Here is a 15,612-nt window from a genome sequence, read left to right as displayed (position 1 = left end):
ACCAACCGTAAAAGGAGAAACACACCATGGCATACACCAGCGAAGACATGCGGCTCATGGGCGGCGTCCCCGGCCAGCAGCTGTTCATCTACCGCACCGAGGACGACGCGGCCACCGTGTCCGGGCCGGGTTACTTCGACCAGGCGACCGAGGACTACAACCTGGAGACCGGCGACATCGTCATCGCCTGTACCGGCGCCAACTACGCCGCCGCCATCGACCTGATGGTCGCAGCCAACACGGACGGCGCGGTCACCGTGATCACCGCCTAGCGGACAAACAGAGGAGATTGACGTTGGGGGGCATTCACTCCCCCGCCACGGGCCTCCTTCGGGAGGCCCTTTTCAGGCTGTCGGGAAACGGCCATCTGCGTCGTTAAGTGAATTGTAGGCGAATCCTGGAGCCGAACAAGATCTTACGCCCCAGGTGTGCTGCGAAAAATCCAGACCCTCGCGTATGCCCAATACGCTTCGGTCCTGGATTTTTCTTGCGCCTAGCGTCTGACCATTTCCCGACAGCCTGAATGTCGTTTTACTATCAACGGACGGAAGAGGACAATCGATATGAACGACCTGTTGAAAAGCGATGCATTTACCCGTACAAGAGTGGACAGGTTCACCGGCGAACCCCGTCGGCAGTGGCTCGAATATGCGGACGGCGTGATGGAGCCGGTCCGCAAGGAGGGCAGCCTGGCCAAGAAGTCCCACGGCAACAAACGGTCCCTGGACTGGTGGACCGTGGAAAAGCCGCTCGACTGGGACCCCGCCGAGGAGGGGAGAAAGGTCTCCCTGAATCACGACTACGGCCGACCGGAACCGTTTGTGGACCAGCCGCCGAACGCACCGAGGGCCCGGCCCCGCACCCTGCTCGCCATGGGCGCGCAGGCCGCAAAGGAGGCCGGGGTGGGCACGGCGCAGAGCGCTCCCCAGGCTGCCGAAGACCTGAAACAGTGGGAGCGCGACCGGGGGATCGACCCGAACCGGAGTTCGGATGATGCCAAGCGGCCGCCGTCCTCGTCCAGGGATGCGGCGGCGATGGATAAAGCTATACGGGGGCGGGACGCAAAAGAGTCCGCGGATTGGATGAACAGGATAAGGAACAATCCTCCCTGGGCGGACAAGGAGAAGACCCCGGCGCAGAAGGTGCAAGGCGTGACCCATCCGCTTGGAGAATCGGTGGGTAATGAAATGATGAGTGAATTTATGAAAAATAGTGGCAGTAAGATCCTTAGGATCCTCGGACGAATGGAAAAGGTCGGCCCTCTGATGGATGTATTAACATCGCCGGAGGATGCTTGGTAATGAAGAAATTGACCAGGAATCTGCTCCGGCACTATGTGGTGGACACGCTGGTGGCGATCGTTCTTGCCGTCGCGGTGTACGTATATTCGAAGTCCTGGGAATTCGCGGTGCTTGTGTGCCTGCTGGTTATTGCCGGGTCATTACGCGACTCCATCAGCACCTACTTCGGCTTGCGCCGCAACCCCGAATACCAGAAGGACGTGAAGGACAAGAGTTGAAACAAGGGATGCCTCCGGGCGTCCCTTGTCCATTTGACCCCAAGGGCCACCCATGTACAACATCGCTCTGAATGTCTGCACGCTTGCCATCCTGGCCTTGTTCTCGAATCATGTTCGCGAAACCGTGGTGCAGGGGCAAAGCGTGGCTCTTGCCGTAGCCTTTACGGTGCTGCTCTCGTTGGAATTGCCCATTTGCCTGTTGTCTTTTCGGACGAAGCGGGCGGTCTTCGGCAGGGCGCTCGGCGGGCTGCTCGTCCTCCACATCCTTTATCCCGCGTATCTGGTCGTGTCCTTGGCCTTTGTATCGCCGGAATCGCTCTCAACCCCGTATGGCGCGGGCATGCTCCTCTTCGTGCTCGTCGTGTTCGCCGATGCGGCGGGCCTTGTCCGGCCGGGGCGCGGCGGAGCGACGGCCACCGTCGATGGGTGGGCATGGTATTGCGCGCTGTTTCTCCTGACCTATACGCCCCTGGTCAACCTGACCGCCTTCCCGTCCCATGACGCCGCCGGGCTGGCCAACGACTATGCCTGGTTCCTCTATTTCGTTCTCGCCCTGTTCCTGGCCTCGTTGTTGCGGAGCAAAGTGCTCGCCGCCGTCGCTCCCGCCATCGCGCTCTTCTCGGCGGTGTATCTGGCGACGCATTTCCTCGGTGCTCCCTACCAAGGCCGCTTTATTCCCGTGCTCTTGGGGGCGCACGGCGCATATGTCGTCTTGTTCGCCGCCGTTTGGTTCGCCAAGCGGAGGGCGGGAAGACCGCACGATGAGCCCCCTCTTGCGCAGGCAGATTAGTCGAAATCCGGCCGGAATGGACGGGATATGAAGAGGGATGGTTGAGGAATGGGGACAAAGATCGTTGTGGATGATGATCGATAGACACGGGCCAGGGAACTCCGGGCCGATACTGGATATCTCGACAACTTCCGAGGATGCTTGGTAATGAAAAGACTTACTAGAATACTGTTGGTGACCTATGGCCTTGGGCTGATTGTCGGCCCGTTGGCCGGAATGCTGACATATTTCTATACCGCCTCTTGGGAGTTGGGAGCGGCTGTCGGGATCGTTCTCTTCGCCGGTTTTGTCAAGAACGCAAGCAGCTCCTATTTTGCCTATCGGGGAAACCCCGAGTATCAAAAGGACGTGAAGGACAAGAGTTGAAGCAAGGGATGCCTCCGGGCGTCCCCTGTTTTTTCCTGCCGTCTTTTCGGTCCCGGCCTAGAACGCCAGCTTCATGCCCGAGCCCACCTCCCGGACCGGGCACTTGGCGGCCAGACCGATCTTGGCGGCCAGGTCCGTGCAGTGGCAGCACCACAGCCCTTCCAGGTCGAGCGCGGCCAGGTAGTCCGCCGTGGGGTCGAGCCGCTCGGGCCGGGCCTTTTGCAGGTGGAACCCGCCGAGCACCGCGCGGACGTTGTCCACGCCCGTCACCCGTTTCGCCTGCTCCACGGTGTTGCAGATGCCCGTATGGGCGCAGCCCGCGATGACCACCAGCCCCGTGTCCGAGACGTACGCCAGCGCCGTGTCGTCCGGAATGTCGTCCGGCACAAACGCGCCGCCCTCCAGCCGCTCGCCCAGGGGCGCGGGCTTCTCGAAATCCGTGACCCGCTCGATCTCGCCCAGAGCGACCAGGGAGTCGGTCAGCCAGACGGGCTCGGCCGTGAGTTGCAAATCGAAATAGCTGGCCAGCTTGTCCTCGGCCACCAGGGAGCCGAACTCGGGGATGCCCCGATGCCGCTTGGTGCCGAGCGCCTTGGGATGGGCGATCAGCCCCGCCTGGGTGCGGTCCTCGCACGCCGTCATGTCGTAGTGCCGCAGCAGCATGCCCAGCCCCCAGGTGTGGTCCGAGTGGCCGTGGGACAGGGCGATCCAGTCCAGGTGGTCCATGTCCACGCCCAGGCACCGGGCGTTGGCCAGGAACGCGTCCGAATAGCCGGTGTCGAACAGCACGCGCTTTCCGTCCGCTTCGAGGAGCATGGACAGCCCGGCCTCTGCCAGGAAGCGGCTGCCCACCAGGGCGTTGTTGTCCACGAGAAAGGTCAGTTCCATGAGGGGCCTCCGGGGTTGCGGTCTACTGGCAGGACACGGGAAAAGAGTCTATGCTCAATCCATGCTTCGCCGCAACTCCCTTTTCCCCCGCGCTTTTTTCGTGGCTTGCCTGCTGGCCTACGTCTGTCTTTCGCCCGCTTTCGCCGGGGCCGAGGGGTTGGACGCCCGCTTCCTGCGCGCCCTGGACGGCGACTCCCTGCGCGTGGACCACGCGGGCGACACCCTGGAAGTCCGCCTCATCGGCGTGGACGCCCCGGAATACAAGCAGGAATACAGCCGCAAGGCCAAGGACTTCTCCCGGAGCTTCTGCCAGGGCAAGACTGTGCATCTGGAGTTCGACAGGGACCGCCGCGACCGCTACGGCCGCACCCTGGCCTACGTCTACGCGGACGGCCGCATGCTCAACGAGGAACTAGTGCGCGCCGGGCTGGCCATCCCCATCCGGATCAAGCCGAACACCCGCCACTACGACCTCATCAAACAGGCCGAAGCAGAGGCGCGCCGGGAAAAGCGCGGTTTCTGGATCAAGGGCGGCCTGGACATGACACCGGGCCAGTGGCGCAGGACCCACCCCAGGAAGTAGTTACGCCCGCGCCGCGGTCAGCACGTCGGCCATCTCGCGGATCACGCCGCAACCGCCCTTGGCGTCGGTGACGTAGTCGGCCAGGGCCAGGATGGACGGGTGGGCGTCGGCGGGCGCGGCCTTGAACCCGGCCAGCCCCATGGCGCCGGAATCGTTAATGTCGTTGCCGATGAAAAGGATCTCGCCCACGGACATCTGATACTTCTCCGCCAGCCGGAGCAGGGCCGAACCCTTGTCGTGGATGCCGTGCAACGCCTCCAGCCCGATCTTGTCCGCCCGTGCCTTGACCACGGGGTTGGCCTCGGTGGACAGGATCACCTGCCGGATGCCCAGCCGCTGGATGAGCCCTATGCCCAGCCCGTCGCTGCGGTTGGCCCGGACCGACTCGCGCCCGTCCTGGTCGGTCAGCACCTGGTTGTCCGTCATCACCCCGTCAAAGTCGTAGACCACCATGCGGATGCGTTCCGCGCCCGGCAGCCCGCGCCCGGCCAGGGCCAGCATCTCGCCGTCCGGCCCCAGATACAACGGCGCGTCGCCCATCAGCTTCTCGGCCCGGCCCCCGCCGTTGTCCAGAATGGCGTCCACGGCCCGGCCCACGTCCGGCACCTCGATGGTCACGATCACACACCCCCCGGCCGTGGTCCCCGGTCCCTCCACCAGCCGCAGCGACTGGCCGTACGGACCGACCAAAAGCCCGTCCCAGGCCAGGTCGAATCCCAACGCCGCCTTGTAGAAGCGCGCGGATTTGTCAATGTTTCGAACCAACACGGTGACAGGCGGAAATGTGGCCATCTCGACTCCTTGACGTAGCGATTTGCCATGTAACCTACCTTGCCCGGCCCAACCGCGCAACATTCGGGGGAAAGAGGCCTCCGGCGGCTGGGGCGCTGCCCCAGACCCCGCCAGGGAACCTTTTGGGAAAAGGTTCCCTGGACCCTCCAAAACTTTTTGTGTGCCTTCGGCAGGGGCGTGCGGGCGCGGGGATGGCGGAGTGTTGCGCGTGGGGGGGGAGTAGCTTGGCCGGGCGGTGTCCCTAAGTGTTCGCGCCGGACGTCCACGGGCCTCGGAGGGCCGTCCGGCGCGAACACTTAGGGACGGTAGCCAACGCCGCTGGTGGGGCAGGCGGAACTCGGAAAATGGGTTTTGCGGCGTTTTCGAACGGCGGCGAAGAGCCCTTTTTTACCGAAGCCCCCTTTCTTAAAAGAAAAACCTGCGATTTCGGGCAGAAAAAACGGCGTGCTTCCTCTGCAAAGAAGCACGCCGTTCCACCCGTTTTTTCTGCCCGAAATCGCCAACCGGTACGGCGGAAGGCGTCCTGTCCCAGCCTTTCGGCGCCGCACGCCCTTGAGCGAAGCGAACACGGGATTCTTAAGGCCCTCGGCCTTAAGCGGGTCCAGGGCAGGGCCCTGGCCGCCGGAGGCGCCTGCCCGGCGAGGGCACTCCCCGGAGGGGCCGCCGGAGGCATCACCCGTCATCCATCCTCGGCCCTTGCCTCGACTTCCGCTTCCCGTGTAGTGCGGACCGAAACCAGGAGGCAGGCGTGAGCGAGACGAGCGCGGACAAGGCGGCGGAGTTGGCCGGGGTAATCCGGCAGTTGGCGGCGCATTACGGGTTGTGGCTGGCCGAGAGCGTGCACCAGCTCGGGCTGGACGCGGCGTTGACCGCCGAGGGCGAGGCCGGGGACCGGTTGGAGTCTATCTTGCGGGGCAAACTGGAGCGGGCGCTGGGCAGGGAGTCGGGCGGGCTGCTGGCCGACGTGGCCCCGGAGGTGCTGGACGATGCGGCCCAGGCGTTGCGCACGGGCTGGCTGGCTGCGGACGGGGTTTGGTTCCAGGCCGTTGAGCGCATGGCGGGCATGGACGCGGCCAAGCGGGTCAACGACACCTGCTGGGCCCGGTTCGCGCCGCTGGAGGCCCGGCGGGTCAAGGCCCTGCTCAAACTGCCGGAGAGCGGGGGCATCGGTGCGCTCAAGGCCGGGCTGGCGGCGCGCATGTACGGGCAGCTCAATGAATGGGAGTTCGTCGAGGAGACGGAGGACTCCATTGTTTTCCGCATGACCGACTGCCGGGTGCAGACCGCTCGCAAGCGGCGGGGGCTGGCGGATTATCCGTGCAAATCCGGCGGCACCACCGAGTACACCGGGTTCGCGCGCGAGATCGATTCCCGGCTGCGCTGCGAGTGCGTGGGCTGCCCGCCGGACCCGCATCCCGAGGAATGGGCCTGCGCCTGGCGCTTCACCCTGGTCGAGGAGTAGCCGGTCCGGCCGGGTTCGTCATCGGGCGGGGCGATTCCCCCTTTGAAACTTCCGATGGCGGGAGAGGTGGAGCCGCTTTTCACCCGCACGGATTTCGGGTACTCACCAAACCATGCCGGAACTGCCTGAAGTGGAAGTCATTGCGCGCGGGTTGGACGCGTCGGTAACGGGCCGGTCCATCGAGTCGGTGGAGGTGCCGGGCCTGACGCGGCTGAGCGAGCCCGAGGAGACCCTGGTGCCTAAGGTGCTGGGCCGCACGATCACGCGCGTCCGGCGGCGGGCCAAGGTGCTGCTCGTGGAGCTGGACAACGGCTCGACCCTGGCCTTCCACCTGAAGATGACCGGGCGCGTGGTCCACGGGCCCCGGCGCGCGGCGGAGAAGCACGACCGGATTTTCTTTCATCTGGACGACGGTTCGTTGTTGTCCTTTGCGGACATGCGCAAGTTCGGCTACGTGCGCTGTTTCCCGGCGGGCGAGTTGGACTGCTGGGACTTCCTGTGCAAGGCCGGGCCCGAGCCGCTGGAGACCGCGCCCGAGGTCCTGGCCGAGCGCGTCACCGGGCGCAACTGCGCCATCAAGGCGCTCTTGCTGAACCAGTCGGTGGTGGCGGGCGTTGGCAACATCTATGCGGACGAATCCCTGTTCCGGGCGGGCATCAACCCCGAGACCCGGGGCAGCAAGGTGGGGCGCGAGCGGGCTGTGAAACTGTTCACCGAGTTGCAGGCCGTGCTCGAACAGGCCATCGCCGAGAACGGCAGCTCCATCTCGGACTACGTGAACTCGCACGGCGATGCCGGGGCGTTCCAGAACAGCTTCAACGTGTACGGGCGCAAGGGACAGGCGTGCAGGCGATGCGGCGAGACGCTGCGTGCCGTGACCGTGGCGGGTCGGACCTCGACCTTCTGCCCCAAGTGCCAGCGCAGGCGATGAATTTTTGACCGCAACGGCCTGCGAAAGATGGTTGCGGTTCGCGGGACGAATCCGGCCTGCCGCCCGTGCCGCTCTTTGGTTGCGGCGGACCGGGACGGCCCAATGGAACCACTGGCCGGATCGGCGGCCCATCAGCGGATCGGGCATGCGGAAACGGATGGAATAGGCAGTTATTCCGGGTTGGAAAACAGTTCTCTATAAAATCTCTAGAGTTTATCCTGTGCAAAAAAATGAACGGCGGCGAAACGAATCCGGGCGGTGGACCGAGTGAGTGATCACGGCAGGCGCATAGCCCGAAACGCGGCGGTGGTGGCGGGCGCCACCCTGGTCTCGCGCATCCTGGGGTTCGTTAGAGACATCATCGTGGCCTTCGCCCTGGGCGCGGGCCTGTTCGCCGACGCCTTCTTCGTGGCCTTCCGCATCCCGAACCTGCTCCGGCGGCTGTTCGGCGAGGGCTCCCTGACCATGGCCTTCATCCCCATCTACTCCCGGCTCATGGAGGAGGAAGGGGAAGAGGCGGCCCAGGCCATGGCCCGGTCGGCGGCGGCCTGGCTGGCCGTGGTCCTGGTCGGCATCACCCTCGTCGTGGAGCTGCTGGCCCGTCCGCTGACCATGGCCATCGCTCCGGGATTCCTGGACAACCACGAGCAGTTCACGGTCACCGTGGACCTCGTGCGCATCTGCTTCCCCTATGTGGTGCTCATCTGCGGGGTGGCCCTGTGCATGGGCATCCTCAACTCGCGCAATCATTTCCTGGCCCCGGCCCTGGCCCCGGTGGCCCTGAACGTCTCGCTCATCGGCGCGGCCCTGTTCGGCTATTTCGCGGGCTACAACGTGGCCTACTGCATGGCCTACGGCGTGCTCATCGGCGGCGCGGCCCAGTGGCTGCTGCAACAGCCGTTTCTCGGGCGCACCGGGTTTTCCTGGCGCGGGCCGTGGTCGTGGCGGAACAAGGGCGTGGCGCGCATGGGCATGCTCATGCTGCCCACGGTCTTCGGCGCGGCCGTGTACCAGCTGAACATCCTGCTCGGCACCCTGCTGGCCTCGTTCCTGCCGGTGGGGTCCGTGTCCTATCTTTATTACGCGGATCGGCTGGTCCAGTTCCCGCTGGGGGTGTTCGGCATCGCCATCAGCACAGCGGCCCTGCCGTCCCTGTCCCGGCTGGCGGCCAAGGGCGAGATGGCGGAGTACGACGAGGCCCTGTCCGCGTCGCTGGGATTGACATTATTCATCAGCCTGCCTGCGGCGGCCGGACTCATCGGGCTGGCCTCGCCTGTCATCGGCCTGCTCTTTCAGCGCGGGGCGTTCACGCCCGAGGCGGTCACGGCCACCTCCAACGCCCTGGTGGCCTATTCCGTGGGGCTGCCGTTCATCGCCCTGTCGCGCCCGCTGGTGGCCGGGTTCTACGCCCTGGAGGACACCCGCACCCCGGTCAAGATCGCGGTGCTCTGTCTGGCGGCCAACATCGGCCTGGGCGTGCTGCTCATGCAGTTCCTGGCCCACGTGGGCTTGGCCCTGGCCGTGAGCGCGTCCTCCCTGCTCAATTTCGGACTGCTGTACGTGCTGCTGTGCCGCAAGCGCGGCTCGTCCCCCCTGCCCGTGGGGGCCGCCCTGCGCATGCTGCTGCTGTCCGCGCTCATCGGCGGGGGCGCGTTCCTCAGCGCGGGCTGGCGTCCGTGGTGGGTGCTGCTCATCCCGGCCTGGATCGGAATCTACATGTTCCTGTCCCTGGTTCTCGGGCTGAAGGAGGCTCGCCTGTTCGCGGACATGTTCCGCTCACGGGTGCGGCGCAAGCTGGCGGGGCGCAAATGAGCGGCGTGGACACCCGGGCGATCCTCGAGCGTCGCGCCTATTTCCCGCGCGGCCTGGTCCAGCCCGAGGACGGCTACCGCTTCTCCCTGGACTCCCTGCTCCTGGCCTCCTTCGCCAACGTAACCCGTGGTCAGAAGGGCGTGGACCTGGGCTGCGGCTGCGGCGTGATCGGCCTGGCCCTGCTCCTTCGTCAGCCTGGGCTCCGCCTCACCGGCATCGAACTGAACCCGCAGTCCGTGAGGGCTGCCGAGGAAAACGCGGCCAATCTGTATTTTACCGATAAGTTAACGATAGAACGGGGCGACGTGGCCGATTGGCGGCCCGATGGGGTGGTGGATTTCGTGGTCGCCAACCCGCCCTACCGCAAGCTCGGCAAGGGCCGGGCGAGCGGGGAGGAGAGCCGCAGGAACGCCCGCTTCGAGGGGACCGGGACCTTTGCCGGGTTCGCCCGCTGCGCGGCCCTGGCCCTCAAGACGCGGGGCCGGTTCGCCTTCGTGCACCTGCCCGAGCGGCTGCCCGGGCTCATGGCCGACCTGGCCGAGGCCGGGCTGGCCCCCAAGCGGTTGCGCATGGTCCATGGCAAGGCGGACCAGGAGGCCCGCATGGTGCTCATGGAGACGGTCAAGGCGGCCAGCCAGGGGCTGCGCGTCGAGCCGCCGCTGATTCTGCACGAAGGGACAGGAAAGGGGACCCGCCTGAGCGGGCAGGCCCTGGATTTCTGCCCGTTTCTGGCCTGCAACCCCAAAGAGGACGAGGAAGAGGATACATAGATGGCGAACGATTTCGTGAAGAACCGGTTGCTGGAGCTGTTCGGCGACAACAAGTTCCTGTGCGCCGAGTCCGTGGTCCAGGTCATTGCCGAGGCGGGCGGGCGGGAGAGCCGGGACGTGACCCGCGCGGCCACGGGCTTTTGCAGCGGCCTGTCGCGGACCTGCGGCCAGTGCGGGGCCGTGTCTGGCGCGGTCATGGGCATCGGCCTGTACGCCGGGCGGGGCGAGGCCGGCGAGGACCATGAGGCCTGCTACGCCCTGGTCCAGGAGTTGCTGGACCGCTTTGACGGCCAATTCGGGTCCATCAACTGCTTCGAACTGATCCAGTGCGATTTCACCGACCCGGACGACAAGGCGCGCTACCGCCGCGACAACCTGCGCCTGGACTGCTACCGCATGGCCGTGTTCGCGGTCGAGACCGCCCTTTCCATTCTCCGGGAACACGGCTACCTTCCGGATGAGGCCGACTGGATCAGGTCCAGGCTCGCCCCGTGCGGTCTGCTCTGCGGCCAGTGCGCGGCCTTCGCGGACGGTCCCGTCCACCGCGCGAGCCGGGAGCTGCGCGACCAGCTCGGGCCGAACTTCGCGGCCTACGCCAAGCGGTTCGAGGCCATGAACCCGGTCTTCGCGGGCTATCCGGCCTTTGCCGAGCTGCTCGACTTCCTGGCCAAGGGGTCCTGTACCGGGTGCCGGGAGCAGGGTTGTCTGTTCCAGGCCTGCAAGGTGCCGGGCTGCGCCAAGGCCCACGGCGTGGACTACTGTTTCGAATGCGGGAAGTTCCCCTGCGACGAGCACGGCATGCCGGACCGCCTGGGCGACGTCTGGCGGGCCAACAACGAGAAGATGCGCGAGTGCGGTGCCGCGAAGTGGTATCGGAAACTCAAGGATAAGCCTAGATACCCTTAAGATATGATTAATAAAATCATTATCGATAACTTCATGGCCCACGAGCATACCGAGCTTGAGCTCGGGCCCGGCGTGACCATCCTGACCGGTTCCAACAACACCGGCAAGTCCGCCGTGGTCGAGGCCCTGCGCTGTCTGGCCACCAACCCGGCGCGCAGCCCCAACCCGGCCTTGTACATCCGCCACGGAGCCAAGGAGGCGCGCGTGGAGGTGGAGGTGGACGACGGCACGCGCGTGGCCTGGGTGCGCACCAAGCGGTGGGCCAAGTACGAGGTCTGGGCCCCGGACGCCGAGGAGCCCGAGGAGTACCACAAGCTCCAGGGCAGGGTGCCCGAGGACGTGGCCAGAATCCTGCGCCTGGACCAGGTGGAGCTGGAGACCCGCAAGGACGCCGTGGACGTGCACCTGGGCAACCAGCGCGACCCGGTCTTCCTGCTCAACCAGCCCGATTCGGTCATGGCCGAATTTTTCGCCGCGTCCACCGAGTCCGCCCACCTGCTGGCCATGCAGAACGCCCTCAAGATGCGCGTGCGCGACGCCAAGCGCGAGGAGCGCGCCCTGGACGAGCAGGCTGGGCGCATCGGCGCGGACCTGGACCGCCTCGCCCCCCTGCCGGACATCACCCGGCGCATGGAGGAGGCCGAAGCTCTGGAACGCGCCGCCACCGGTCTGGAACGGACCATCCCGGCCCTGGAAGCGGCTCTGGCCGGGCAGCGCTCCCTGGCCTCCGCCCTCGGTCGCGAACGGGCCTCGGGCGCGGTCCTCGAAGCGGTCCAGCCCCCGCCGCCGGTCCAGGACGTGGACCGGCTCAAGCGGCACATCGGGTCCATGGGCACGGTGTCGGCCCTGCGCGACCGGGCGGCCCGCACCGCCGGGGCTCTGGCCGGGCTCGACGGTCCGCCCGAGACGGCGGACACGGCCCCCCTGCGCCACCTCCTGCGCGACCTGGCCCTGACCGGGGCGACCCTGCACCGGGCCTCTATCCATCAGGCGGCCCTGGCCGGACTGGCCGTTCCGCCGGCCCCGGAGAACACCGCGCGGCTGGCCCGGCTCGTGGACGAGCTGTACGTCCTGCGCGCCCGCAACAAGCGGCTGGCCAGCCTAGAATCGGTCTTGGGGAAGATTGCTGAACCGCCCGCGCCCGCACCCCTGGGCGGACTGGGCGGCATGGTCACGGAACTCACCGGATTGACAGATAAAATTTCGGAACGGCAGGCCGAACTGGGCGGTCTGGAAGCGGACTTGCTGTCCGTTGTGGTCGCCATGGACGAGCGAATCCAGGCCATCGGCTGCTGCCCGGTCTGCGGCGGCGACCTGACCACCGACTCCTTCCTGGACCACGGGTGCCGACATGGCGCTTGACCGCATCAAGGCCAACGGCCTGTTCCTGGTGGCCGACCCGCACCTGGCGGACCATCCGCCGGGCCAGCGGCTGGAGGGGTATCTCGACCAGATCCTGGCCAAGCTGACCGCCTGCCTCAAGCGGGCCGACGAACTCGGCATGGCCTTCGTCCTGCTCGGCGACCTCTTCCACTGGCCGCGCGACAACTCCAACCGCATGCTCGTGGAGCTCATCCGTCTGTTCGGCGGCCGCATCGGCGATCAAACCGTGTTCGTCCTGGTGGGAAACCACGACAAGTACCAGTCGCGCTTCACGGACGACGTGTCCCTGGCCGTGCTTGAGACGGCGGGCGCGGTCCGGCTGATGAAGGAGATCGGCCCGCAGTTCATCCTGGACACTCCGGACGGCCCGGTCCTGGTCGGGGCCAGTCCGGACGGCGCGCCCCTGCCCAAGGCCTATGAGCACGAACAGGGCGACCCGGAGACCGTGGTCTGGCTGTCCCACCACAATATCCGCTTCCCGGAGTTCATCGACCGGGCCTACTCCATCAGGGAGCTGCCGGGCATCGACTGGGTCGTCAACGGCCACATCCACCGGCCCCAGGCCACGGTGACCAAGGGGCGGACCACCTGGGCCAACCCCGGCAACATCACCCGGCTGACCTTCACCCGGCGGTCCATGGCCCGCGAGCCCGCCGCCGCCATCTGGACGCCCGGCTGCGAGGAACTGGAGAAATGGGTGGTTCCGTACCTGCCCTTCGACCAGGTCTTCCCGGACCAGGACCTGCCCCCCGAGGAGCAGGAGACCGAGGGCGAATCGAATTTCATCAAGGGGCTGGAACGGCTGGCTTGGCAGCGCACCCACGAGGGCACGGGCCTGCGGCAGTTCCTGACCGAAAATCTGAGCACCGAAACCCCGGAGGGCAAGCTCATCTGGGAACTCTACGAGGAGGTCGTATCCGGTGAATAACAACCCCAACCAAACAGGGACGAACAGGGATTCCCAGGTGGAACAGGAGCTTAACGCCCTGCGCCGCCAGTACGAGCAGTTGCGCGACCGCAAGGTGCGCACCGAGGAGGCCGTGGCCCAGCTCTCCCACCAGCTTCAGACCCTGAAACAGCAGGCCGAGGCCGAATACGGGACCAGCGACCTCAAGGAACTGCAACAGCTTCTTGAAGAGAAACGGTTGCAAAACGAAGAGGTTGTCGCCCAGTACCGCGAACACATCCAACAGGTGCAGGCCGACCTCGCCCAGGTGGAAAACGCGGTGGAGGGCGACTAGGTGACCCTGTCCGCCGACCTGAACGAGCTGCGCCAGGCCCGCCGCCGGGCCGATGGGCGGCTGCACCGGCTGTCCGCTTTGGGCGAGCAGTGGCACGCCGAGCACGGCCGCGTGCGCCGCAAGCTCGCCGAGGTGCGCGAGTTCCTGGACCTCGCCCCCAGGGCGAGCGACACCCTCGAGGAACTGTCCACCGCCCTGTTTGGCCGCATCCTCGACGAGGTGGAGGCCAACCTGACCCACGCCATCCGCGAGATACTGGGCCAGGACCGGGTGGTGGTCACCGAGCGCGAGGTCAAGAACAACCGGCTGCAGATCCATTTCCTGATCCGCAACCAGGGCCGCGAGGACGAGATCGAGGATATCATGTCCGGCCAGGGCGGCTCGGTCTGCAATATCCTGTCCGTGGGCCTGCGCCTCATCGCCCTGTCCCAGCTGCCCGAGGCCGCCCACCGGCCTTTCCTGGTGCTCGACGAGCAGGACTGCTGGCTCAAGCCCGGCCTGATCCCCAAGTTCATGAAGCTGATCCAGGAGATCGCCGCCCGCCTGGGGCTCCAGCTCCTGGTCATCAGCCATCACCCGCTGGACCTGTTCGCCGGGTCCGCCGACCGCATCTTCGAACTGACCCCGGACCGCGAGGCAGGGGCCGTGGTCAAGCAGGTCAAGTGACCCTCCCGCAGGAGGGCCGTCCCATTCTTCCGCTTACAGCCAGGTGACCCGCGCCGCGTTCCGGGGCGGGACCAGGCGGTGCTTCAGCCGGGGATGCCCGAGCATGATCGCGCCGCCGACCTTGCTGCCTTCGGGCACGCCGAGCACCGGGAGCAGTTCCGGAACCGCCGTGCTCGCGTAAGTCACCAACCCGGCCCAGCAGGTGCCGAGTCCCATGGTCGCGGCCAGCAGCTCCATGTAGGTCAGGGCGAGGGTGCCGTCGATGGCGGTCCAGAAATAGTCCGCGGGGCCGTGGACCACGGCCAGGGCCGTGGCGTCGCGCAGGATCACGTCCCGCCCCTGCCGGGCGGCTTCGATATGGTGTGAGCGCGCCGGGTCGGTGGCCATCCACTCAAGAGAGAGCTCGCGCACGCGGTCCAGCCGCTGCGGGTCCTGGATCATGGTCCAGGACAGCTTCTGGGCGTTGGACGCCGTGGGCGCGCGCCGGGCCGTCTCCAGAAGCCGCTCCAGCTGCTCGCGCTCGACCGGCTTCTTGCGGAATGACCGGGCCGAGCGCCGGGAGATAAGCAGGTTCTCCATGGCCTCGGCGTCGGGCTGCTTGTCGGGCACCGGGAGAAACTCTCCGGCGGGGGTAAGGATATTGTCCAGAGCGCCCGTTGGGCACACGGCCACGCAGTGCCCGCAACGGATGCAGCGGTCGGCGGCCCCGTCTACCTCTTCGGGGAGGCCGCCGTCCAGCTTGATGAGATTCACGGGACAGGCCAGGACGCAGAAACCGTCCTGTGTACATTTCCGGGCATCGATGGTGATCATGACGAAATATCTCCTGTATGGTCTTCTTGGCTTCCCTTGAACATACCACCTGCCGCCCGCAAGGCAAGAAGGCACGGCCCGGTGCCCCGGTTCCCGCCAGGAAACCGCCCCCCGGCACCGCCTTTGCCGCCGATTTCGCGGGTTGCCCTCTGGACAACTGCGTCGGAATGCTTACTTCTATAGTGCCAAAGATGGCCATAAGGGAAAGGCCCGAAAGGGATTGGCCCATAACATATAGAACGAGCAACCCGAACGGAGGATTCCACCCGTTAAACCACAGCTAACCATATATCAGCGAATCGAGTCGCGCTCCCGCAAAGCATAGTGTGCGCATGGACCCCCGAGGCAATCAGAGCCAGGGACCGCCGGGTAATCCGGTCAGCGCACTTTTTTTGCGCCTTTTTTTCGAGGGAGCCCTCGCCGGGCGGGCGTCTCCGACGGCCAGGGCGCTGCCCTGGACCCGCCAAAGAACCCTTTGAAAAGGGTTCTCTGGACTCTCCGAAACTTTTTGTGTGCCTTCGGCAGGGGCGTGCGGAAGCGGGAGGGTGTGCTTTTTATTCAAAGGAAAATTATCGCGTTTCCTCCCCGCGAAGCGGCATAAAAAGTTTAGGAAGGAAAAGGGGATGGGGGTCCGGGGGAAGGGGGAAAGGAAAGCCCTTTCCAAAGGGTTTCCTTTCCCCCTTCCCCCGG

The 15,612-nt window shown here is 65.9% G+C and carries 18 protein-coding genes; 15 read left to right on the top strand and 3 right to left on the bottom strand.

The window, feature by feature from the left end:
* Positions 1-26: 26 nt before the first annotated feature.
* The 5 genes from AB6M95_RS10200 (at position 27) to AB6M95_RS10180 (ending at position 2,675) form a co-directional block, all read left to right on the top strand.
* Complete coding sequence (locus AB6M95_RS10200; RefSeq protein WP_371386638.1) at positions 27-272, top strand: hypothetical protein; 246 nt, start codon at positions 27-29, stop codon at positions 270-272.
* A gap of 291 nt (positions 273-563) precedes the next feature.
* The gene (locus AB6M95_RS10195; RefSeq protein WP_371386637.1) at positions 564-1,301 is read left to right on the top strand and encodes a hypothetical protein; all 738 of its coding nucleotides are present in this window, start codon (positions 564-566) and stop codon (positions 1,299-1,301) included.
* Positions 1,301-1,519 carry a hypothetical protein gene (locus AB6M95_RS10190; RefSeq protein ID WP_371386636.1) on the top strand — a complete coding sequence of 73 codons (219 nt, stop codon included), beginning with the start codon at positions 1,301-1,303 and terminating at the stop codon, positions 1,517-1,519. Before AB6M95_RS10195 ends, AB6M95_RS10190 begins: the two co-directional genes overlap by 1 nt.
* Before the next feature lie 52 nt (positions 1,520-1,571).
* Positions 1,572-2,309 carry a hypothetical protein gene (locus AB6M95_RS10185; RefSeq protein ID WP_371386635.1) on the top strand — a complete coding sequence of 246 codons (738 nt, stop codon included), beginning with the start codon at positions 1,572-1,574 and terminating at the stop codon, positions 2,307-2,309.
* A 147-nt stretch (positions 2,310-2,456) separates the two neighbouring features.
* Positions 2,457-2,675 carry a hypothetical protein gene (locus AB6M95_RS10180; protein WP_371386634.1) on the top strand — a complete coding sequence of 73 codons (219 nt, stop codon included), beginning with the start codon at positions 2,457-2,459 and terminating at the stop codon, positions 2,673-2,675.
* A 57-nt stretch (positions 2,676-2,732) separates the two neighbouring features.
* Here the strand turns inward: AB6M95_RS10180 and AB6M95_RS10175 are convergent, their stop codons facing one another.
* A complete protein-coding gene (locus tag AB6M95_RS10175; RefSeq protein ID WP_371386633.1) occupies positions 2,733-3,563 on the bottom strand; it encodes an MBL fold metallo-hydrolase in 831 nt (276 codons plus the stop codon).
* A 100-nt stretch (positions 3,564-3,663) separates the two neighbouring features.
* Between AB6M95_RS10175 and AB6M95_RS10170 the strand changes: the two genes are divergently transcribed.
* On the top strand, positions 3,664-4,146 hold the full coding sequence (locus AB6M95_RS10170; RefSeq protein WP_371386632.1) for a thermonuclease family protein: 483 nt from the start codon (positions 3,664-3,666) through the stop codon (positions 4,144-4,146).
* Here the strand turns inward: AB6M95_RS10170 and AB6M95_RS10165 are convergent, their stop codons facing one another.
* A complete protein-coding gene (locus tag AB6M95_RS10165; RefSeq protein WP_371386631.1) occupies positions 4,147-4,938 on the bottom strand; it encodes an HAD hydrolase family protein in 792 nt (263 codons plus the stop codon). It lies immediately after the preceding gene.
* 748 nt (positions 4,939-5,686) lie between these two features.
* On the opposite strand from AB6M95_RS10165, the gene AB6M95_RS10160 reads away from it, so the two are divergent.
* From AB6M95_RS10160 to AB6M95_RS10120, 9 genes are all read left to right on the top strand, one after another.
* The gene (locus AB6M95_RS10160) at positions 5,687-6,400 is read left to right on the top strand and encodes a DUF6125 family protein (RefSeq protein WP_371386630.1); all 714 of its coding nucleotides are present in this window, start codon (positions 5,687-5,689) and stop codon (positions 6,398-6,400) included.
* 112 nt (positions 6,401-6,512) lie between these two features.
* Entirely contained in the window at positions 6,513-7,331 is an 819-nt protein-coding gene (mutM, locus tag AB6M95_RS10155) for a bifunctional DNA-formamidopyrimidine glycosylase/DNA-(apurinic or apyrimidinic site) lyase (protein WP_371386629.1), read from the top strand.
* A gap of 267 nt (positions 7,332-7,598) precedes the next feature.
* Positions 7,599-9,143, top strand: coding sequence for a murein biosynthesis integral membrane protein MurJ (gene murJ, locus AB6M95_RS10150; RefSeq protein WP_371386628.1), 1,545 nt, complete (start codon positions 7,599-7,601; stop codon positions 9,141-9,143).
* Positions 9,140-9,913, top strand: a complete 774-nt coding sequence (locus tag AB6M95_RS10145) for a tRNA1(Val) (adenine(37)-N6)-methyltransferase (protein ID WP_371386627.1) — start codon at positions 9,140-9,142, stop codon at positions 9,911-9,913. The genes murJ and AB6M95_RS10145 overlap by 4 nt, the downstream gene beginning before the upstream one ends.
* Positions 9,914-10,819: a C-GCAxxG-C-C family (seleno)protein gene (locus AB6M95_RS10140; protein ID WP_371386626.1), complete on the top strand. Its 906-nt coding sequence runs from the start codon at positions 9,914-9,916 to the stop codon at positions 10,817-10,819.
* A 3-nt stretch (positions 10,820-10,822) separates the two neighbouring features.
* On the top strand, positions 10,823-12,181 hold the full coding sequence (locus tag AB6M95_RS10135) for an AAA family ATPase (protein ID WP_371386625.1): 1,359 nt from the start codon (positions 10,823-10,825) through the stop codon (positions 12,179-12,181).
* Positions 12,171-13,130 (top strand): metallophosphoesterase family protein, encoded by a 960-nt coding sequence (locus tag AB6M95_RS10130; protein WP_371386624.1) that lies wholly within the window; start codon positions 12,171-12,173, stop codon positions 13,128-13,130. Before AB6M95_RS10135 ends, AB6M95_RS10130 begins: the two co-directional genes overlap by 11 nt.
* Positions 13,123-13,443, top strand: coding sequence for a hypothetical protein (locus tag AB6M95_RS10125; protein WP_371386623.1), 321 nt, complete (start codon positions 13,123-13,125; stop codon positions 13,441-13,443). Before AB6M95_RS10130 ends, AB6M95_RS10125 begins: the two co-directional genes overlap by 8 nt.
* A complete protein-coding gene (locus AB6M95_RS10120; protein WP_371386622.1) occupies positions 13,444-14,109 on the top strand; it encodes a hypothetical protein in 666 nt (221 codons plus the stop codon).
* A gap of 33 nt (positions 14,110-14,142) precedes the next feature.
* Here the strand turns inward: AB6M95_RS10120 and AB6M95_RS10115 are convergent, their stop codons facing one another.
* Complete coding sequence (locus tag AB6M95_RS10115) at positions 14,143-14,922, bottom strand: nitroreductase family protein (protein ID WP_371386621.1); 780 nt, start codon at positions 14,920-14,922, stop codon at positions 14,143-14,145.
* Positions 14,923-15,612 lie beyond the last annotated feature (690 nt).

Origin of the sequence: Pseudodesulfovibrio karagichevae, assembly GCF_041414475.1 — a bacterium.
Lineage (GTDB): Bacteria > Desulfobacterota > Desulfovibrionia > Desulfovibrionales > Desulfovibrionaceae > Pseudodesulfovibrio > Pseudodesulfovibrio karagichevae.
This window is presented reverse-complemented; position numbering and strand designations above follow the sequence as displayed.